The organism is Corynebacterium gottingense, from assembly GCF_003693265.1.
Lineage (GTDB): Bacteria > Actinomycetota > Actinomycetes > Mycobacteriales > Mycobacteriaceae > Corynebacterium > Corynebacterium gottingense.
On record NZ_RDRE01000005.1, the window covers coordinates 60686 to 79535 of the forward strand.

At 67.3% G+C, this 18850-nt stretch carries 21 protein-coding genes and 1 tRNA gene; 11 read left to right on the forward strand and 11 right to left on the reverse strand.

Annotated features, from left to right (window positions below):
• The first annotated feature begins 21 nt into the window (after positions 1–21).
• A complete protein-coding gene (locus tag EAW56_RS04590; RefSeq protein ID WP_122085336.1) occupies positions 22–423 on the forward strand; it encodes an HIT family protein in 402 nt (133 codons plus the stop codon).
• On the opposite strand, the gene EAW56_RS04595 is transcribed toward EAW56_RS04590, so the two are convergent.
• The 3 genes from EAW56_RS04595 to EAW56_RS04605 all read right to left on the reverse strand — a co-directional run bounded on the left by EAW56_RS04595 (position 420) and on the right by EAW56_RS04605 (position 2914).
• The gene (locus EAW56_RS04595; RefSeq protein ID WP_122085338.1) at positions 420–1907 is read right to left on the reverse strand and encodes a sensor histidine kinase; all 1488 of its coding nucleotides are present in this window, start codon (positions 1905–1907) and stop codon (positions 420–422) included. The two genes, EAW56_RS04590 and EAW56_RS04595, sit on opposite strands and share 4 nt — an antisense overlap.
• An 18-nt stretch (positions 1908–1925) precedes the next feature.
• Positions 1926–2633: a response regulator transcription factor gene (locus tag EAW56_RS04600; protein WP_095278712.1), complete on the reverse strand. Its 708-nt coding sequence runs from the start codon at positions 2631–2633 to the stop codon at positions 1926–1928.
• A gap of 205 nt (positions 2634–2838) precedes the next feature.
• Positions 2839–2914, reverse strand: a tRNA-Thr gene (locus tag EAW56_RS04605).
• Between the two features lie 68 nt (positions 2915–2982).
• Between EAW56_RS04605 and thrE the strand changes: the two genes are divergently transcribed.
• The 5 genes from thrE to EAW56_RS04630 are packed head-to-tail and all read left to right on the forward strand — an operon-like array spanning position 2983 to position 7358.
• Positions 2983–4461, forward strand: a complete 1479-nt coding sequence (gene thrE / locus EAW56_RS04610; protein ID WP_341867410.1) for a threonine/serine exporter ThrE — start codon at positions 2983–2985, stop codon at positions 4459–4461.
• Positions 4462–4516: 55 nt separating this feature from the next.
• The gene (locus EAW56_RS04615; protein ID WP_095537902.1) at positions 4517–4894 is read left to right on the forward strand and encodes a hypothetical protein; all 378 of its coding nucleotides are present in this window, start codon (positions 4517–4519) and stop codon (positions 4892–4894) included.
• Positions 4895–6166: an alpha,alpha-trehalose-phosphate synthase (UDP-forming) gene (locus tag EAW56_RS04620; RefSeq protein ID WP_095537903.1), complete on the forward strand. Its 1272-nt coding sequence runs from the start codon at positions 4895–4897 to the stop codon at positions 6164–6166.
• Entirely contained in the window at positions 6163–6618 is a 456-nt protein-coding gene (locus EAW56_RS04625; protein WP_122085339.1) for a hypothetical protein, read from the forward strand. The genes EAW56_RS04620 and EAW56_RS04625 overlap by 4 nt, the downstream gene beginning before the upstream one ends.
• Positions 6615–7358 carry a trehalose-phosphatase gene (locus EAW56_RS04630; protein ID WP_122085341.1) on the forward strand — a complete coding sequence of 248 codons (744 nt, stop codon included), beginning with the start codon at positions 6615–6617 and terminating at the stop codon, positions 7356–7358. The genes EAW56_RS04625 and EAW56_RS04630 overlap by 4 nt, the downstream gene beginning before the upstream one ends.
• On the opposite strand, the gene EAW56_RS04635 is transcribed toward EAW56_RS04630, so the two are convergent.
• Entirely contained in the window at positions 7303–8319 is a 1017-nt protein-coding gene (locus tag EAW56_RS04635; protein ID WP_122085343.1) for a LacI family DNA-binding transcriptional regulator, read from the reverse strand. The two genes, EAW56_RS04630 and EAW56_RS04635, sit on opposite strands and share 56 nt — an antisense overlap.
• A gap of 83 nt (positions 8320–8402) precedes the next feature.
• Here EAW56_RS04635 and EAW56_RS04640 point away from each other — a divergent pair, with 83 nt between their 5' ends.
• Genes EAW56_RS04640 through EAW56_RS04650 form a run of 3 tightly spaced genes read left to right on the forward strand, consistent with a single transcriptional unit; the run spans position 8403 to position 10739 of the window.
• Entirely contained in the window at positions 8403–9275 is an 873-nt protein-coding gene (locus EAW56_RS04640; RefSeq protein WP_244213351.1) for a metal ABC transporter solute-binding protein, Zn/Mn family, read from the forward strand.
• Positions 9259–9909 (forward strand): metal ABC transporter ATP-binding protein, encoded by a 651-nt coding sequence (locus tag EAW56_RS04645; RefSeq protein WP_122085347.1) that lies wholly within the window; start codon positions 9259–9261, stop codon positions 9907–9909. The genes EAW56_RS04640 and EAW56_RS04645 overlap by 17 nt, the downstream gene beginning before the upstream one ends.
• On the forward strand, positions 9909–10739 hold the full coding sequence (locus tag EAW56_RS04650; RefSeq protein ID WP_122085349.1) for a metal ABC transporter permease: 831 nt from the start codon (positions 9909–9911) through the stop codon (positions 10737–10739). Before EAW56_RS04645 ends, EAW56_RS04650 begins: the two co-directional genes overlap by 1 nt.
• 14 nt (positions 10740–10753) lie before the next feature.
• Here EAW56_RS04650 and EAW56_RS04655 read toward each other — a convergent pair whose 3' ends face one another.
• The 6 genes from EAW56_RS04655 to EAW56_RS04680 all read right to left on the reverse strand — a co-directional run bounded on the left by EAW56_RS04655 (position 10754) and on the right by EAW56_RS04680 (position 16004).
• Positions 10754–11686, reverse strand: coding sequence for an Abi family protein (locus EAW56_RS04655; RefSeq protein ID WP_244213352.1), 933 nt, complete (start codon positions 11684–11686; stop codon positions 10754–10756).
• A 160-nt stretch (positions 11687–11846) separates the two neighbouring features.
• Positions 11847–12779, reverse strand: coding sequence for a 23S rRNA (guanosine(2251)-2'-O)-methyltransferase RlmB (rlmB, locus tag EAW56_RS04660; protein ID WP_095536277.1), 933 nt, complete (start codon positions 12777–12779; stop codon positions 11847–11849).
• Positions 12780–12787: 8 nt separating this feature from the next.
• The gene (gene cysS, locus EAW56_RS04665; RefSeq protein WP_095547786.1) at positions 12788–14182 is read right to left on the reverse strand and encodes a cysteine--tRNA ligase; all 1395 of its coding nucleotides are present in this window, start codon (positions 14180–14182) and stop codon (positions 12788–12790) included.
• Between the two features lie 5 nt (positions 14183–14187).
• Entirely contained in the window at positions 14188–14673 is a 486-nt protein-coding gene (ispF, locus tag EAW56_RS04670) for a 2-C-methyl-D-erythritol 2,4-cyclodiphosphate synthase (RefSeq protein ID WP_122085351.1), read from the reverse strand.
• A gap of 10 nt (positions 14674–14683) precedes the next feature.
• Positions 14684–15415: a 2-C-methyl-D-erythritol 4-phosphate cytidylyltransferase gene (gene ispD / locus EAW56_RS04675; RefSeq protein WP_122085353.1), complete on the reverse strand. Its 732-nt coding sequence runs from the start codon at positions 15413–15415 to the stop codon at positions 14684–14686.
• 4 nt (positions 15416–15419) lie between these two features.
• Positions 15420–16004 (reverse strand): CarD family transcriptional regulator, encoded by a 585-nt coding sequence (locus tag EAW56_RS04680; RefSeq protein ID WP_095278725.1) that lies wholly within the window; start codon positions 16002–16004, stop codon positions 15420–15422.
• A 218-nt stretch (positions 16005–16222) separates the two neighbouring features.
• Between EAW56_RS04680 and EAW56_RS04685 the strand changes: the two genes are divergently transcribed.
• The gene (locus EAW56_RS04685; RefSeq protein ID WP_095536281.1) at positions 16223–16765 is read left to right on the forward strand and encodes a hypothetical protein; all 543 of its coding nucleotides are present in this window, start codon (positions 16223–16225) and stop codon (positions 16763–16765) included.
• Positions 16758–18107 carry a DNA repair protein RadA gene (gene radA, locus EAW56_RS04690; RefSeq protein ID WP_122085355.1) on the forward strand — a complete coding sequence of 450 codons (1350 nt, stop codon included), beginning with the start codon at positions 16758–16760 and terminating at the stop codon, positions 18105–18107. Before EAW56_RS04685 ends, radA begins: the two co-directional genes overlap by 8 nt.
• Here radA and EAW56_RS04695 read toward each other — a convergent pair.
• The gene (locus EAW56_RS04695) at positions 18100–18843 is read right to left on the reverse strand and encodes a hypothetical protein (protein WP_208636485.1); all 744 of its coding nucleotides are present in this window, start codon (positions 18841–18843) and stop codon (positions 18100–18102) included. The genes radA and EAW56_RS04695 overlap by 8 nt on opposite strands.
• Positions 18844–18850 lie beyond the last annotated feature (7 nt).

The window sequence follows — 18850 nt, forward strand, 5'->3', positions numbered from 1 at the left end:
TTACAGGTACGGTTTGAGTGTATGAGCACAGTCTTTACAAAGATCATTGACGGCGAGATCCCCGGACGCTTCGTGTACAAGGACGAGGACGTCGCCGCCTTCCTCACCATCGAGCCGATCGCGTACGGCCACACCCTGGTCGTGCCGGTCAAAGAGGTGGACAAGTGGACCGACCTCGAGCCCAAACTGTGGGCCAAGATGAATGCGGTGGCGCAGCGCATCGGCGCCGCCATTGTCAGCGAGTTCGAGTGCGAGCGCGCCGGCTACCTCATCGCCGGGTTCGAGGTGCCGCACGCGCACATCCACGTCTTCCCCGCCAACGACATGTCGGGCTACAACCTGTCCACCGTCATGCGCGCCGACGAGACCGACCCGGCCAAGATGGACCAGGCAGCGGAGACGCTCCGCGCGGCGCTGAACTAGTCCTTTTCCGGCGTCTTGGCGTCCTTGGCTGGCTGCGCAGCCTTTGTCGCCTTCGTTGCCTTTGTCGCTGTCGCGCCATTGACCTCGCGCAGCAGCGGCAGCGAGATCTTGAACGTCGCGCCCTTGCCCGGCGCGGTGTCGACGGTGATGGTGCCCTCGTGCTGCTCGATGAGCGACTTGGTGATTGCCAGGCCCAGGCCGGAGCCGCCGCCGCCCGCGCGGTGGCGCGACGCGTCCGCGCGGTAGAAGCGGTCGAAGATGCGCGCCGCGTCCTCCTCCGCCATGCCGCGGCCGTTGTCCGCGACCTCGATGACGATGCGGTCCAGGTTCTCGCGCAGCGTGATGGTCACATCCACGTCGGAGCCGCCGTGCTTGAACGCGTTGTTGATCAGGTTCATGAGCACCTGGTGGAGGCGATCCGGGTCGCCGTTGACCATCGGCGGCCGGACGCACTGGTTGTCCACCTCGATGGAGCGCTCCGGGTAGGCGGCCCGGGCCGAGGTCGTCGCGGAATCCACGACCTTCTGCATGTCCACGGTTTTACGGTCCAGGCGGGTGCCCTCCGCGCGGGTGAGCGCGAGCAGGTCCTCCACCAGCAGCTGCATGCGGCCGGATTCTTCCTCGATCTTGTCAATGACCATGTCCGCGTCGGGGGCCATGCCCTTGCGGTAGAGCTCGGCGTAGCCGCGCAGGCTGGTCAGCGGAGTGCGCAGCTCGTGGGAGGCGTCGCCGACGAACCGTCGCATCTGTTCCTCTTTCGCCTGCGCCTCGTCCACCGATTCCTGCAGCTGGCTCACCATCGTGTTGACAGCGTAGGACAGCTTGCCCACCTCGGTGTCGCGCGACCAGGCGGGGACGCGGCGGTCCACATCGCCGTCCGCGATCGCCAGCGCCGTGTCTTCCACTTCGCGCAGCGGCGTCAGCGACCTTCTCACCAGCGTCTTCGCTGCGATGGCGATCGCCAGGATCGCAATCGCGCCAAGGCTCGTCTCGACCACCGCGAGCCAGCGCAGAATTCGGTTTTCTGACTCCAGCCGCTTCGCCACCAGCGTGATGGTGCCGTCATCGCTTTTCGACGCCACCGCCCTCCACTGCGTCAGCGACGCCGAACTATCCACGTTCTTCGACCCGATGGTGCGCGCCTGGTCCAGGACCGTCAGCTGCTCCCAGTCGGGCGGATTGCCCCGCGGGGTGTAGCGCGAGAACGGGTACGGGTAGCCGGGGAACCAGGTCGCCTGGGCAAACTCGCTGGGCACGCCGATCGACGGGATCCAGGTGCCCTGTCCCGCCCAGCTGTCCAGGCCCTCCTGCAGCTGGTCGTCCACGCGCTGCATGAGGATGCCGCGCATAAGGAAGAAGACCGTGGCAAAACTCAGCACGATGCCCAGGGTGGCCACCACGACCACCAGGGACACCAGCTGCTTTTGCAACGGCCGCGAGGCCTGGTTGTACGACCAGGCCGCGAGCGTCTGCTTCGCCTTCATGGACCGCTACGCCGCAGGTTACTGGCGCGGGGTGCGCAGCACGTAGCCGACGCCGCGCACGGTCTGGATCAGCGGCACGTCGCCGGTGTCAATCTTGCGGCGCAGGTAGGAGATGTAGGACTCGACGACGTTGCCGTCGCCGCCGAAGTCGTAGTGCCACACGTTGTCCAGGATCTTCGCCTTGGACAGCACGACCTCCGCGTTGAGCATGAGGTAGCGCAGCAGGTTGAACTCGGTCGGGGAGAGATCGATGATCTCGCCGGCCTTGGTCACCTCGTGGGTTTCGTCATTCAGCGTCAGGTCCGCGTAACGGATGGTGGTGTCGTGGTCGGCGTCATCGGTCACGTTGCCGCGGCGCAGGATGACGCGCAGACGGGTGATGACTTCCTCCAGGGAGAACGGCTTGGTCACGTAGTCGTCCGCGCCGATGGTCAGGCCGTGGATGCGGTCCTCCACCGCGTCCTTGGCGGTAAGGAAGAGCACCGGGCCGTCCAGGCCGTCCTGGCGCAGCTTGCCCAGCAGCTCGAAGCCGTCCATCCCCGGCATCATGACGTCCAAAATGTAGGCGTCCGGGCGGTACTCGCGCGCCATGGTCAGCGCCTCCTGCCCGGAGTTTGCGCTTTCTACCTCGAATCCCTGGAACTTCAGGGAGACGGTCAGCAGCTCGACGATATTGGGCTCGTCATCAACGACGAGCACCTTGATGCCCTTCGGGTTCTCAGCCATGAAATGCACTCCTTTGCATGAGTAATTAACCAGATAGCATTTAACTCCCCTCCACTGTACGTTTGCTGTACGTCGTCTTGGGGCTGTCGAGCAAAAGTGGGGGTATATCCAGAGAGCGAAGGTTTAGCCAAATCAAGGCCTTTAAACGCTGGCCGCACAGCGCGCGCAAGGACGGCCGCCCCTCCCCCCCTCGGCGGCAAAAAATTGGAGCTGGAGACGAGACTTGAACTCGCAACCTACGCATTACAAGTGCGTTGCGCTACCGATTGCGCCACTCCAGCAATGCCCATGAATCTTACACATCGACCGGTGAGTGCGCGAAACACGTCGGCGCGATAGTGTTTCGCGTGTGGCATCACTAGAGCAGTATTGGCAGCGGCTGCGTGGCTCGCGCGACCACGTGGCCACGATTGACGAGTCCCGCACCTCCCCGCCCCCGTCCGTCCTCGCGCCCGTCGATCTGACGGACCCCGCGCAGGTGGCCGCGGTCATGAACATCGCCGCGCGGATCGGCGAGATCCTCATCGCCAACGGCACGACGTCCTCGGACGCGATCGCCCAAATCCGCACGGTCACCTCGTCGTACGGCCTTCATTACTGCCATGTGGACATCACGGTGAACACCATCACCATGAACGCCAACGTGGGCGTCCAGCGCCGCACGCCGGTCAACGTGTTCCGCGTGGTCACGATGATGAGCGAGAACTACCACAAGCTGCAGGAAGCCGACCGCCTTATCCGCTCGATCCGCGCGGGTGCCACCCGGCCGGAGATGGCGGAGAAGATCCTCGACGACATCGACAACGAGCCCATCCCCTACCGCAACACCCGCAACCTGGCCGGCTGGGCGGTCATGGGCGCGTCCGTGTCCATCCTGCTCGGCGGCGATCTCCTCATGGCGCTCGTCGGCGGGCTCACCGCCTTCCTCATCATGGGCTTTAACAAGGTCCTGTCGCACAACTCGCTGCCGTACTTCTACCACTGCGTCATTGGTGGCTTTATCGCCACCATCCCGGCCGCCATCTTCTACGACTTCTCCACCTCGATCGGCCACACGATCGTGCCCAGCCAGGTCATCGCCACCGGCATCATCGTGCTCTTGGCCGGCCTGACGCTGGTGCAGTCGCTTTTCGACGGCATCACGGGCTCCCCCGTCACCGCGGCCTCCCGCTTCTTCCAGACCATGTTGTCGTCCGGCGGCATCGTCGCGGGCGTGGCCATCGGCCTGTACGTGGCGGAGCTGTTAGGAGTGCCCCTGCCGCCGCTGGAAACCATGTTAGGTAAGCCGTCGTTAAGCAGCGCCGGCTGGCGCATCATCGGCGGGGCGCTGGCCGCCGCCTCGTTTGCCGTGACCTGCTTTGCGGAGCGCCTGGCCATCATTGTTTCTGGGCTCACTGCCGCCGCGGGCTCCGCGATGTACTACATCTTCCTCATCCCCTTCGGCACCGATAAGTTCATCGCCACCGCGGCCTGCTCCATCGTGGTTGGCCTGGCCGGCGGTCTCATCTCCCGCCGCTACTTGGTCAACCCCGTGATCACCGCGGTGGCGGGCGTGACGCCGTTCCTCCCCGGCTCAGGCATCTACCGCGGCCTCTACGCGGTGCTCAACGAGCAGATTGTGGTGGGGATGAGCAACATCTTCAACGCCATCGCCGTGTGCATGGCGCTGGCCGGCGGCGTGATCTTCGGCGAGTGGGTGGCGCGCCGCATCCGCGCGCCGCAGCTGTACATCCCGTACCGGGCGTTCAAGCGGGCGGGGCGCGTGACGTTCCAGCAGATTCGGCGCGCGGAGCAAGCCGCCCTCCGCCCGAGGCGCCGGAAGCACTAGCTTTGGCGTAGAATCGCCGTTTGAGATTTGCGTTTCGTACAAGGAGGAACCTGTAGTGCCACCGAAGATCACCGACTCCCGCCCCTCTCCCGAGGCCATCAATGAGATGGAGGAGCAGACCGCTTCCGGCGCCCGGCGAATCGTGGCAACGTACGCCGAAGATTTCTTCGACGGAGTAACCCTGATGTCCATGCTCGGCGTGGAACCGAAGGGCTTCAACTACAAGAAATACGCCGAGGAGGTCCTGGGCGACCCGGAGGACGAGGAAGACTCCAAGTCCGCCAAGAAGGCGACGAAGAAGAAGTCGTCCAAGAAGGCCTCGAAGAAGAAAGCCTCGAAGAAGAAGGCGTCGAAGAAGAAGGCCACCAAGAAAAAGGCGACCAAGAAGAAGGCGTCGAAGAAGAAGTCCACAAAGAAAGCAAAGAAGTCCTAGGTGAACGACTTCGTCGTAGTAGCCAACCGCCTGCCCGTGGACCGGGTGGGCGACTCCTGGCAGGCCTCCCCGGGCGGCCTGGTCGCCGCGCTCGCGCCGGTGCTGCGCGCTCGCTCGGGCTGCTGGGTCGGCTGGCCCGGCGAGACGGACACCCACCTCGAGCCGTTCCACGCCGACGGCATCGACCTGGTCCCCGTGGCGCTGGACGCGCAGGACTACACCGACTTCTACGAGGGGTTTTCCAACTCCACCCTGTGGCCGCTCTACCACGACCTCATCGTTGCGCCGCAGTACAACGAGCAGTGGTGGGACCGCTACGTAGCGGTCAACGAGCGCTTTGCGGCCGCGGTCTCCGCTGTCGCCGCCGAGGGCGCCACCGTGTGGGTGCAGGACTACCAGCTGCAGCTCGTCCCCGGCCTGCTCAAGCGGGAGCGCCCGGACCTGCGCATCGGGTTCTTCCTCCACATCCCGTTCCCCTCCCCCGATCTGTTCCGCCAGCTGCCGTGGCGCGAGCCCATCCTGCGCTCGCTGTCGGCCTGCGACCTCATCGGCTTCCAGCGGGCCGCCGACGAGTCGAACTTCCGGGGGCTCCTTGAGCTTATCGACGCCACCGCGGTGCGCACCGGGACGTTCCCGATCAGTATTGATGCGTCGATAGTCGCCCCCGGCGACCCCGCGCCCGTCCGCGAGCTGGTGGGAAACCCGACGCTGCTCATGCTCGGCGTGGACCGGATGGACTACACCAAGGGGATCCTGCAGCGGCTCCTGGCGTTCGAGCAATTCCTGGAGCGCGGCGGCGAGGCAACCCTGATCCAGCTGGCCACGCCGTCGCGCGAGCGCATCGACCACTACCGGCGCACCCGCCGCGAGGTGGAGGAGGCCGTGGGCCGCATCAACGGGCGCTTCGGCCGCATCGGCCGGCCGGTGATCCACTACGTGCACCACGGCGTGCCCAAAGACCAGCTCGGCGCGTACTACGCCGCCGCCGACATGATGCTGGTCACCCCGTTCAAGGACGGGATGAACCTGGTGGCCAAGGAGTACGTGGCCTGCCACCCGGACGGCAGCGGCGCGCTCGTTCTGTCCGAGTTCGCCGGCGCCGCCGTGGAGCTCCACCAGGCGTACCTGTGCAACCCGTTCGACGTGTCCTCCATCGTCCGCGCGATGGAGGACGCCGCCCAGCCCGACCCGCAGCGGATGCGCGCGATGCACGACTGGGTGACTACCCACGACGTCGCCGCCTGGGCCGCATCCTTCCTGGAGGCACTATGAACCGCTTACTCGCACTCGGTCTGACCGCCGCGCTCGCCCTCCCGCTGGCGGCGTGCGGCGGCGAGCAGACCTGGCAGGTCGTCGCCGTGCACACCGATCCCGCGGAGCCCGGGGCGCTGCTTGCCGACGCCGCGGGGCTGGCCAACTTCACCATCACCGATTCCTCCCTCACCGGCACCACGGCGTGCGCGGACCTGGACGCGGCCATCACCACGGAGGACGACGCGGAGGACGACGCGTTCACCGTGGACAGCGTCGAGGTGGGCGACGCCGCCGACTGCGACGGCGGGGCGCGCCACGTCCACGAGCAGCTGACCAGCATTATCGTGCCCGGCGCGCGCTTCCGCGTGGATCACCTCACCGATTCCGAGATGGTGTTCACAGCGACGAGTGACGGCCCCGAGGGCGAGAGAGTGGTGGACCCGCCGAGCATCCGGCTGATGGCACTGTGAGAGCCGCCATCGAGCGGGCGGCGCTCGCGGAGTCGCTGCTGGTCTGCCTGGATTTCGACGGCACGCTCGCCGAGTTCAACGCGGACCCCTACGCGGTGGCCCCGCACCCGGCCGCGGTGGACGCCCTCCGCACCCTCGCCGCGCTGCCGCGCACGCAGGTTGCCATCCTCTCCGGCCGGCACCTCAACGGCCTGCGCCGGGTGCTGCCGGAGATTGCGGGCAACGTCGTCCTCGCCGGGTCCCATGGCGCGGAGCCCGGCCCGGAACTTTCCAGCGACGACGCCGCCTACCTCGACCGCATCGGGGCGGCGCTCGAGCGCATCGCCACCGCCCCCGCGTACGTGGAGGTCAAGCCGTACCAGCGCGTGCTGCACGTCGCGCCGATCGCGGGCACCCCTGACGCGGAGCGTATGCTCGCCGCCGCGCGCTCCCTGGACACGGGCGGGCGCCCCGTGACGCCGGGGCACAACGTGGTCGAGTTCTCCGCGGTGGAGATCACCAAGGGCACCTGGCTTTCCCAGCACAAGCGCGAGTTTGCCGCGACGCTCTTTGCCGGCGACGACACCACGGACGAGACCGCGCTGCGCGTCCTGGATCCCCGCCGCGACGTGGGCATTAAGGTCGGCGATCAACCGAGCGTGGCCGCGCACCGGGTCGCCGACGTGCCCGCGATGGCGCAAGTGCTCAGCGAGCTGGCTCGCGCACGGTCCGCCCGGGCAGGTACTGCGTCGGCAGAATGATGCGCTCCTGGCGCTGCGGCCGCCCGTTCATTGCGGCGCGCAGCAGCATCGCCGCCGTCTCCCCCTTGCGCTGCGTGGGCTGCGCGACGGTGGACAGGCCGTCCACGCCGATGCCGTCGAAGCCGGTCACGGACAGCTCCTCCGGCACGCGCCGCCGCCCGCGGCAGTACTCGAGCACCCCGAGCGCCATCGAGTCGGTGGTGCACAGGATCGCGGTGAGGTCCGGGTGGGCCTCGAGGAGCTCGCGCGCGCCGTCGGCGGCAGAATCCACGTCGTTGAGGTCGCGCGCGACCAACGGCACGTCCGCGATCCCCGCCGCCGCGAACACGTCCAGCGCCCCGCGCACCCGGGCGCGCTGCACGTGCAGGTCTGCCGCCTCCAGCTCCCCCGGCGTCACCGGCCCGTTCTTCGGCGCGCTGAACAGACGCTTGGTCAGGATCCCCACGCGCGTGTGCCCGGCGCGCACCAGGTCCTCGGCGGCCGGGGCGATCGCGGCGGCGTCGTCGATGCCCACATACGGCACGCCGGGGACGTCGACGGGCTGATCGCAGATGATGAGGGGGAGGTCGCGCGAGTGGGCGTCGATAAGCATCTGCGCCTGGGCCGGAACCGAGTAGATGATGTAGCCGTCCACGATGGCATCGTGCACGCTCACGCCGGTCGGGATGAGGGTGAGCGAGTAATCGCTCCGCTTAGCGACGCCCGCGAGGAAGTCCACCGACGCCCGGTCCTCAAAGGCGAACGAGAGCTGCTCGGTGAGCACGACCCCGATTGTGGCGGTGCGGCTGGTGCGCAGCGAGCGCGCGTGCGGGTTGGGGCCGGCGTATCCCTTCGCCTTGGCGTGGGCGAGGATGCGGCGGCGCAGCGCGGGCGAGAGCTGGTCGGGGTGGTTGTACGCGTTGGACACGGTGGTGCGCGAGACGCCGAGGTCGGCGGCGATGGAGGCGAGCGTCGCTGGCATACCGATATGCTACCTGCACCTTTTGCGCAATCTCAGGCCGCATTTCTTTGAAAAGCTTTTTCATTACTGGTTGGATGGCTGCCATGATGAAACGACTCGCCGCAACCGCGTTTGCGCTCACACTCACCCTCACCGCCTGCGGCACGCAGGGCTCCGAAAGCTCCGGGGACGCCACCACGGGCGCCTCCGACGAAGGCGCCGACGCAGCCGCCATGGTGGCCACCACCCAGGTGTGGGCCGACGTGGCCTCCGCCGTAACTGGTGACGAGGTGCCGGCGATCATCGACAACCCGTCGACCGACCCCCACGACTACGAGCCGACCGCCGCCGACCTGGCGGAGATCGCGCAGGCCAAGACCGTCGTGGCTAACGGCGGCGCCTACGACGCGGCCCTTTACAACGCCGCGAAGGGCAACCTCATCACCGCGCTCGAGCCGACCGAGGCGCACGACCACGATCACGAGCATGAGCACGGCGAGGAAGGCCACGACCACGCGCACGGCGAGGAGAACGAGCACATCTGGTACTCCACCGAGGCCATCCGCGACGTGGCGGAGCAGATCGGCGGCAACCCGATCGACGACAAGCTGTCCGGCATCGACGAGTCGCTCGCCGCGCTGCCCGAGGCGCACGTGATCCAGACCCACCCGATCGCCGACGCCATCGTGGAGGAGTCCGCGCTGGTCGACGCCACCCCCGAGTCCTACCGCCACGCCACGCTCAACCACTCCGAGCCGTCCGCGGCCGCCGTGGCCGAGGCGCTCGAGGCGATCAAGGACGCTGACATCCTGATCAACAACTCCCAGTCCCCCAAAGCCGTCTCCGAGCGCCTCGTCGCAGCGGCGAAGGAGGCCGGCGTGCCGGTCGTGGACATCACCGAGACCCCGCAGGACGGCAAGAACTTCTTCGACTACTTCCAGGAAGTCCTTGACCAGCTCAATGCTGCAGCTGCGTAGCGCCACCGTCGCGCCGCTGTGGCGCGACATCACGTGTGACCTCGCCGCCGGCGAATTCCTCGCCATCCTCGGCCCGAACGGCTCGGGCAAGTCGACGCTCCTGCGCGCCGCGCTCGGCACGCAGCGTCTCGACGCCGGCTCGATCACACTCGGCGGTCGCGTGGGCTACATCCCGCAGCAGCAGATGTTCCCCGCTCACCTCCCGGCGCGCGTGCGCGACCTCGTCTCGCTCGCCGGAGGCAACCCCGAGCAGTTGCTCGCCCACGTCGGGGCTTCTTCGCTTATCGACGCCCACGTCGGCCGCCTCTCCGGCGGCCAGCAACAACTCGTCCGCCAGGCCCAGGCCTTCGCGCAGGACCCCGAGATCATCCTCGCCGACGAGCCCTTCCTGTCCCTGGACGTGGCGCGCCAGCGCCAGACCCTCGCCCGCTTCCAGGAATCGGGCGCCGCGGTCGCCATGGTCACCCACTCCATCGACCCGGTCATCGACGTCGTCGACAAGGTCCTCTACATTGGCCCCAACGGCCACGTTGTGGGCACCGCCGACGAGGTCCTCCAATCCGACGTCCTCTCCGAGCTCTACGGCGCGCCCGTCCAAGTCGTCCGCGCCGGAGGAAAGACAGTGATCATCTGATGTGGGACACCACCATGTACCTGCTCTCGCAGGACTTCGTCATCACCGCCCTGGTGGCGTGCGCCTTCCTCGGCGTGCTCTCCGGGGTGCTCGCGCCCTTGATCGTGATGCGGCAGATGTCGTTTGCTGTGCACGCCACCTCCGAGCTCGCGCTCATGGGCGCCGCCGCGGCCCTGGTCCTCGGCCTCAACCTGTCGCTCGGGGCCGTGCTCGGCTCCATCGCCGCCGCCATCGCGCTCGCGCTGCTCGGCTTCAAGGGCGGCAACGACTCCGCCGTCGGCGTGGTCATGAGCTTTGGCATGGGCATCTCCGTGCTGTGCATCTACCTCTACCCAGGTAACTCCAGCATCGCGATGTCCCTGCTCACCGGCCAGGTGGTTGGGGTGGCGCAGACGAGCGTCTGGGCACTGGCCGTCACCACCGTCATCGTGGTGGCTGCGGTGGTGGCGCTGTGGCGCCCGCTGCTGTTCTCCTCGATCGACCCGGTCATGGCCGCCGCGACCGGCGTACGCGTGCGCACCATGGCCACCGTCTTTGCCATCCTGGTCGGGCTGGCTGCGGCGAACAGCGTGCAGATCGTCGGCGTCCTGCTCGTCATGGCGCTGCTCATCACGCCCGGCGCGAGCGCCGTCGCGGTCACCGCGAACCCGAAGCTGGCGGTCCTGCTCTCGGTCGTGTTCGCCGAGGTGTCCGCCGTCGGCGGCTTCATCCTCTCGCTCGCGCCAGGCCTGCCGGTCAGCGTGCTCGTCGCGTTCGTGTCCTTTGGCATTTACGTGGTCTGCCGAGGGATCGGAGCGGTGCAGGCGCGGCGGATTCAGGTTCGCAATTAGCACTTGTCGCGCTTTTACAAATCTGCGCAGTCCCATCCTTCGGGTATCCCGAGGCTGAATCGCTTGACCATGGGGTTATCCAGGAAGGAGTCCTCGAGAAGTGTTGCTACCTTGTCCGGCCACGTAGTCCCTGGACATACTGTTCGCAGGACATGAGACATCATCACTAAAGCACCAAAGATACGTTCGCTCTGTCCCGGCGGCAGTGCCGCGAATGCAGCATCAGTCCGGACGGCTGTAGTGGACGCTGGCGTAAAGGATTTGTTCCATAGCCGTCCGTGATGGGCGCATGTGTTCCTTATGACAGTCAGCTGCTCTAACCAGCTTGCCCAAGGATGACGCCGCAACACACTTCTCTGCTGATTGCGGCTCAGTTGATCATACTGGATTGCGATTCCCATTCGTTCTGCGATTTTGAACTGCTCCTCGGATTTGAGCCCACTGAACAGTTGTGACACGTCTCGAAAGTCCATCGACTCCGCCACAACCCATAAAGGAAACTTTTTCCCGTATTTCTCGGAATAGTGCTTGAGCGGTTCACTTCGGCCATACTCGCGGTTCACTCGCCTGTAGATGGTGGATAGCCACGCAACATGATGAAACGACGGGCGAAATCTATCAGCGTCGAGATAAGCGCGAGGATCGTTGAGGGGTTCGAGACATATTGTGTCTGTAACAAGAGCCCTCACCGCGATTTCGATGCGTTCCATCCCGTCGTGAACGAGCGTTCTCAATTTTCGATCAGCCTCATAGAGGTGCACTGCGTCGGAAAACTTGGTACCTGGCAAGAAATTGTCAGTGCGCGATTGCCCATCACCAGCAATTTCGCGAGCAGGGTACCAATACGCGCTCAACCGGTAGTATCCAACGAACTGCAACCACTGACTTGCAAGTTCCTCGTCCACCAACATGTTTCTGGCTTTGAGGATGGCAATTTGCTGCTCCACTGTGGCAGCCGGCTTCAATGATCTGGCGCTCAACGCTCCCCCAATACGTTGATAAAGATCCAGCCCACACTTAAGAATAACTCTTAAGGCGGGCTGAACGATTGGGCATAATGCTAGTGTTCTTACGGCCTCACGTCAACTGGAGGTTAAAGTGCGCCCCCTACTTCGCCGCGCGGCGCTGGCGGGCAAACTCGCTGAGCACTACCGACGCCGCGACCGAGGCGTTGAGCGATTCCACCCAGTCCGCGGTGGGGATGGACATGATCACGTCGCAGTTCTCGCGCACCAGGCGGGAGATCCCCTTGCCCTCGGAACCGACGACGATGACCACCGGGTCGCAGGCGCCGTCGAAGGTGTCCAGCGTGTGCTCGCCGCCGGCGTCCAGGCCGACGACCATGTAGCCGTTGTCCTTGAACTCCTTGATGGTGCGGGTGAGGTTGGTCGCCTTCGCCACCGGCAGGCGCGCCGCGGTGCCGGCGGAGGTGCGCCAGGCCACGCCCGTGACCTGGGCGGAGCGGCGCTCCGGGATGATCACGCCGTCGCCGCCGAACGCCGCCACGGAGCGGATCACCGCGCCAAGGTTGCGCGGGTCCGTGATGTTGTCCAGCACCACGAACATGCCGTTGCCCTGCACCTGGCCCATCAGGTCGAAGACGTCGGCGTACTTGTACGGCTGGATCTTCAGGCCGATGCCCTGGTGCATACCGTTGCCGGTCATCTCGTCCAGGGTGCGCTTCGGCACCTCGGCGACCGGGATCCCGCGCGACTGCGACAGTGCCACCGCCTCGCTCAGCCGGTTGTCGTGGCCAGTGCCCTGCGCCACGTAGAGCGCCTCGGCCGGCACCTTGGCGTGCAGGCACTCGATGACCGGGTTGCGCCCCACCACCATGTCCGCCACCTCGCGCTCGTGGCGCCCCTGGTTGCGGCGCTGCTGCGCCTGCTTGCGCTTGTGGGCCGCGTGGTAGACGCGGTCCTCCGCCTTCGGCGTCGCGCCCTTGCCGCGCAGGCCGCGGCGGCGCTGGCCGCCCGAGCCCTTCGTGGCGCCCTTCTTGCTCGTCTTCTGCTTATCCGGACGCTGGTACGGCTTTGCCATCTCGTCTCCTACTCCTTGATCTGCCAGGTGGGGCCGTCGGCGGTGTCGGTGACCTCGATGCCCGCGGCGGCGAGGCGGTCGCGCACCTCGTCTGCAACCGCCCAGTTCTTCGCGGCGCGCGCCTCCGTCCGACGCTGAAGCTCCGCCTGCACAAGCGTGTCCAGGGCCTCGAGCGTCCGGTCGGTGTCGCCGCCTGCGTTTCCGCCAGCATTGTCCCACGCCACCGGGTCAACGCCCAACACGGCGGCCATCGCGCGCACCTGCGCCGCCAGCGCGGACGCCTGCTCGGCGTCGCCGGACGCGAGCGCGCTGTTGCCAGCCCGGACCGTGTTGTGGATTTCGGCGAGTGCTTTGGGGACGGAGAAATCGTCGTTAAGCGCCTGCTCGAACGCGGCGGTCCAGGCCGACGGCTCGGGCGAGCCCGCGCGGTGCACGAAGTCCTCGATGCGGCGGTACCCGGCGGCCGCCTCCTGCAGGGCCTCTGGCGAGTACTCGAGCACGCTGCGGTAGTGCGCGCTGCCGAGGTAGTAGCGCAGCTCGACCGGGCGGACCGACTCGAGCATGTTGTCGATGGAGAGCACGTTGCCCAGCGACTTCGACATCTTCTCGCCGGCCATGGTCACCCAGTGGTTGTGCATCCAGAACTGTGCGAAGCCGTCGCCCGCGGCGTGGGACTGCGCCTGCTCGTTCTCGTGGTGCGGGAACTGCAGGTCAAGCCCGCCACCGTGGATGTCAAACTCGGCGCCCAGGTACCAGGTGGACATCGCCGAGCACTCCAGGTGCCAGCCCGGGCGGCCGTCGCCCCACGGGGTCGGCCAGCTCGGCTCGCCCGGCTTCGCCGCTTTCCACAGCGCGAAATCGAGCGGGCCGCGCTTACCGGCGCCCGTCTCGCTGCGCGCCATGTCCTCCGGCCGGTTTCCGGACAGCGAGCCGTAATCGGAGCCGTCGGCGGCGACCCAGGCGTCCACGTCGAAGTACACGGACCCGTCGGAGGCGTAGGCGAAGCCGCGGTCAATGAGCCGCTGCATGTACTCCACCATCTGCGTCACGTGGCCCGTGGCGCGCGGCTCCACCGACGGCGGCAAAACGCAAAGCGTGTTGTAGGCGCGGGTGAACTCGCGCTCGTAGGTGGACACCCACTCCCACCAGGGGCGGCCGTGTTCGGCGGCCTTGTTCAGGATCTTGTCATCAATATCGGTGACGTTGCGCGCGAACGCCACGTCCATGCCCTTCGCCGCAAACCAGCGCCGCACGATGTCAAAGGCCACACCGGAGCGCAAGTGCCCGATATGCGGCGCGGACTGCGGAGTCGCGCCACACAGGTAGATCGAGACGTGCCCTTCGCGGAGGGGCGTGAAGTCTTGCAGCGTGCGGGTTTTGGTATCGAAGATGCGTTGAGTCACGCCAGCTAGCTTAGTTCAACCAGCGCCGTCGCAATCGCCGCCCTCCCCTGGCCCGCGCCGGTAAAGCCCATGCGGTCTGTCGTCGTCGCCGACACGGATACGGGCGCGCCGAGCGCCTCACTCAGCACCCGCTCCGCCTGCTCGCGCACCGGGCCCATCTTCGGGCTCTGCCCGATGAGCTGGGCAGAAGCATTCACGACGCTCACCCCTTCCCGCCCCAGCAACTCGCGCAACTCCGTGAGCAGCTCGGTGCCCTTCACGCCGTCGTACTCCGGGCACCCCACGCCCACGAAGGAACCCAAGTCCCCCAGGCCCGCGGCCGAGAGCACCGCGTCCACGATCGCGTGCGCGACCACGTCGCCGTCGGAGTGCCCCTCGCAGCCGTCGACCCCCTCGTGCAGGATTCCCGCGATCCAGCACGGCTTGCCCTCCTGGATCTGGTGGGCGTCGAACGCGTTGCCCACGCGCAGCTTGGTCATCTGGTGTGTCATGCTCGCCACCTTACCGGGGCGACGGCGAGTCGCCCGGAATCTCAAAGACGGTGGGCTCGGCCTCGTCGGTGATGCTCGTGGCCAGGCGCAGATCGATCGGGGTGGTGATCTTGAACGCCATCGGGTCGCCCTGCACGGTGACGACGTCCACGCCGAACCATTCCATCAGCGAGGCGTCGTCAGTAGCCACGAAGGACTGGGTACCACCGAAGTAGGCCTCGTTGGCCGCGCGGAGTGCGCGCAGGTCGAAGCCCTGCGGTGTCTGGACCGCCCGCAGACGCGAGCGGTCCGGGGTGGCGACCACGGCGCCGGCGGCGTCGACCTCCTTGATCGTGTCCGCGACCGGGAGGACCGGAACGACCGCGTCCGCGCCGTCCAGCACGCGGCGCGCCACGCGCGCGATCATCCCCGGCGGGGTGAGGGCGCGGGCGGCGTCGTGGACGAGCACGCAGGCGTCGTCAAGCGGAATGGCCCGCAGCGCCGCGAAGATGGAGTCGGCGCGCTCTGCGCCGCCGTGGACAAAGCGCACCTCGTGGCCGCGCAGCGCGCGCCTGGCCACGTCCTCCATCGACGGGCTGACCACGACGTAGATCGCGTCGACGATCTCGGCGGTCTCCAGCGCGGTGACGGAGCGCTCGATCAGGCTGCGGCCGCGCAGCGGCACGTACGCTTTCGGCACCGCCGCCCCCAGGCGCGTGCCCTGACCCGCGGCCGCGACGACCGCGACGACCCGGCGCGACACGGCGCTACTTCTCGTCGTCGAAGGACAGGTCCCCGTAATCCAGGTCGTCCTCCTCGGCATCCTCCGGCTCCGGGGCGAAGGAGATGCCGGCCTTGACCTGCTCGTCGATGATCTTCTGGATGCCCTGCTCCAGCTCCGCGACCTTCTTCTCATCCACCGGCTCAGCCAGCGCGAGCTCGCCGACCAGGATGTGGCGCGCCTTGCCCAGCATGCGCTTTTCGCCCGCGGACAAGCCCTTGCCCTGGTCACGGCGCCAAAGATCGCGCACGACCTCCGCCACCTTATTAATGTCGCCCGAGGCGAGGCGCTCCTGGTTCGCCTTGTAGCGGCGGGACCAGTTGCCGGCCTCCTCCACGTCCTCCTCGCGCAGGACGGAGAAGACCTTCTGCAGGCCTTCCTCGTTGACCACATCGCGCACACCGACCAGCTCGGTGTTCTTCACAGGCACGCGGACCTCCAGGTCGGATTGGAGGATTTGCAGCACGAGGTAATCCAGCTTCTCCCCGCCGATCTCGCGCTGTTCAATATCGGCGATCTTCGCCGCGCCGTGGTGCGGGTAGACCACAACTTCTCCGACCTTGAATTCCATGGCAGCTCCTTCAGACATCGTTGACCAACCCTACCACCGTAGCTTTCGGGTGCCTTGCTTCGCGGAGGGGGCGGGGAGCGTAGTCAAGCAAGCGCCCGTGAAAGGATCCGAAAGTTTACCCCCGGATGCCCCAGCTCCCCTGGGGCAGCCCGGGAAACTGGGAAAACTAGGACAGCTGGGACTAAGGTAAGGCGGAGAAATCTACGCGCACTATTACGATGGAGGACACCCACGTGAAGTCCCTGAAGCCGGTTGCCGCTCTGGTGGCCGCGTCCGCATTGGCACTGTCCGGCTGCTCCGCCGGTCAGATCACCCAGACCTCCGACCAGGTCGCCGCCGTCGACGGCGCTACCGCCTTCACCGACAACCGGGAGGTTTCCGTCCAGGACGCCACCGTCATCCTGCAGGAAAACGGCCAGGCCGCGGTGAAGTTCACCGCCACCAACCAGGACACCGCGATGAAGGACCACACACTGCGGTCCGTGAAGGTCAACGGCACGCCGGCGAACGTCCAGGGCGCGGAGCCGATCGGGTACAACTGCGTGCTCGTCGCTGACGCCGCCGAGAGCCTGGCCAACGTGCCGCAGTCCGAGGACGCGTGCATCCAGTACGTGCCCACCACCGTGGCCAACGACGACTTCGCGTACGGCGGCACCGTGCCGGTCGAGTTCGACTTTGACAGCGGCTCCGTGACCGTGGACGCGACCGTGTCCGCGCCGCTGCTGGAGTCCGGCCAGGTGGAGCGCGAGGCAGATCGCTAAAAAACCGCGCAGCATCCACACCTGCACCGAGTGTGGATACACTGCACCGAAGTGGCTCGGGCGCTGCCCCGAGTGCGGGTCGTGGGGGACCCTGCAGGAACAAACACCCGTCGCCACCAGCTCCGCGCTGACGCCCACGTCTTCAGCGGAGCCCATCACGCTTATCGACGCCACGTCGACCCACACCATCGCCTCCGGCATCACCGAGCTCGACCGGGTGCTGGGCAGCGGCGTCGTTCCCGGCTCCGTGGTCCTCATGGCCGGCGAGCCGGGCGTGGGCAAGTCCACGCTCCTGCTGGAGGTCGCGTCGCGCTGGGCCGCCCAGGGGCGCAACACGCTGTACGTCACCGCCGAGGAATCGGCCGGCCAGGTGCGGGGGCGCGCCGAGCGCACCGGGGCCCTGCACGACAGCCTCTACCTGGCGGCGGAATCCAACCTAGACGTGGTGTTCGGGCACGTCGAGCAGGTGAAGCCGTCGCTGCTCATCGTCGACTCCGTGCAAACCATGCAGGCCAGCGGCGTCGAAGGCGTCGCGGGCGGGGTGGCGCAATCGCGCGCGGTGACGGCCGCGCTGACCAGCCTGGCAAAGCGGACCAACCTGCCCGTCCTGCTGGTGGGGCACGTGACTAAGGACGGCAACGTCGCCGGCCCGCGCGTGCTGGAGCACCTGGTGGACGTGGTACTGAACTTTGAGGGCGACCGGCACTCCACGCTGCGCATGCTGCGCGGCATCAAGAACCGGTTCGGGGCAACCGATGAGGTCGGCTGCTTCGAGCAGACCGCCGACGGCATCCGGGAGGTGCCAGACCCGTCCGGCTTGTTCCTCTCGCACCGGGGGAAGACGCCAGACGGGTCCGCGGTGACGGTGGCGATGGACGGCGTGCGCCCCATGCTCGCCGAGGTCCAAGCGCTGACCGTCGACCCCGTGAATAAGAACCCGCGGCGCGTCGTTACCGGCCTGGACTTCAACCGGGTGCCCATGGTGCTCGCGGTCCTGCAGGCGCGCTGCGGCCAGCGCACCAACGACAAGGACGCCTACGTGGCCACCGTCGGCGGGGTGCGCATCACCGAGACCGCCACCGACCTGGCCGTGGCACTGGCCACCTGGTCGAGCCTGCACGAGACTCCCCTGCCGCCGAAGATGGTGGTGATCGGCGAGGTCGGGCTCGCCGGCGAGCTGCGCCGCGTCCCCAGCCTGCAGCGGCGCCTGCAGGAGGCGGCGCGGCTGGGCTACGAGCGTGCTATCGTGCCCGCCGGCGGCGACGCGGACGCGCCCGGCATGGACATCACGCGGGTGTCCACACTCGGCGCGGCGATCGCCGCCGTCTCCCCCGCTAAGTGATGTTAAACGGCGCCGGGTCGGAGGCGTTGTCGCCGATCACGGCGTGCAGGAAGTAGGACCCGGCCGGCACCGGCTGGCGGTTCTCGCACGCCTCCGGCGCGGACCCGGTGGCGGACCAGCGCGCCTCGAACCCGCGGGTCGCGCCCGGAGCGAACGTCTGCATCCCGCCGACGACGGGCTCGTAGCAGTCCGTGTCCGCCCAGACGCGCTCGTTGGTGCCCATCGCGTACACCTCGAAGCGCAGCTTCGCCTCGTCGAGGTTGATGTTGCAGTCCACGTCGGTGGGGTTGCGCACCTCCATGTACAGCACCGGCTCCGTACCCGCCGGGTAGGACGGCTGGTTCGTCGTCGCCGTAATCTGGAGGTCCTTCAGCGAGCACTCGCCCGGGTTCGCGGGCGCGGCAGCGACGCTCGGCTCGGAAGACGCTGTCTCGCTGGCAAAGCTGGCAGCGCTCGTGCCGGATTCTTCACCGGCGACGGTCTCGGTCGGCTCCGCCTTCGGCTTCTCCTCGCTGGGGCTCGGGCTGGCGGTCGCCTCGACCGAGCTGCTCGCCGTGTCGGCACCATCGCCGCCGGAGCGCGCCACCGCGGACAGGCCCCACACGATCAGCCCGACGAGGACCAGGAGCGCCACGAGGACGACCACGCGGCGTCGCATGTAGATCTCGGGCGGAAGCGGACGCTTCGGCGGGCGCTGGGCTGGTCGGCGCTGGTCGGTGGGGCGCTGGTAAGTCATGCCTTTA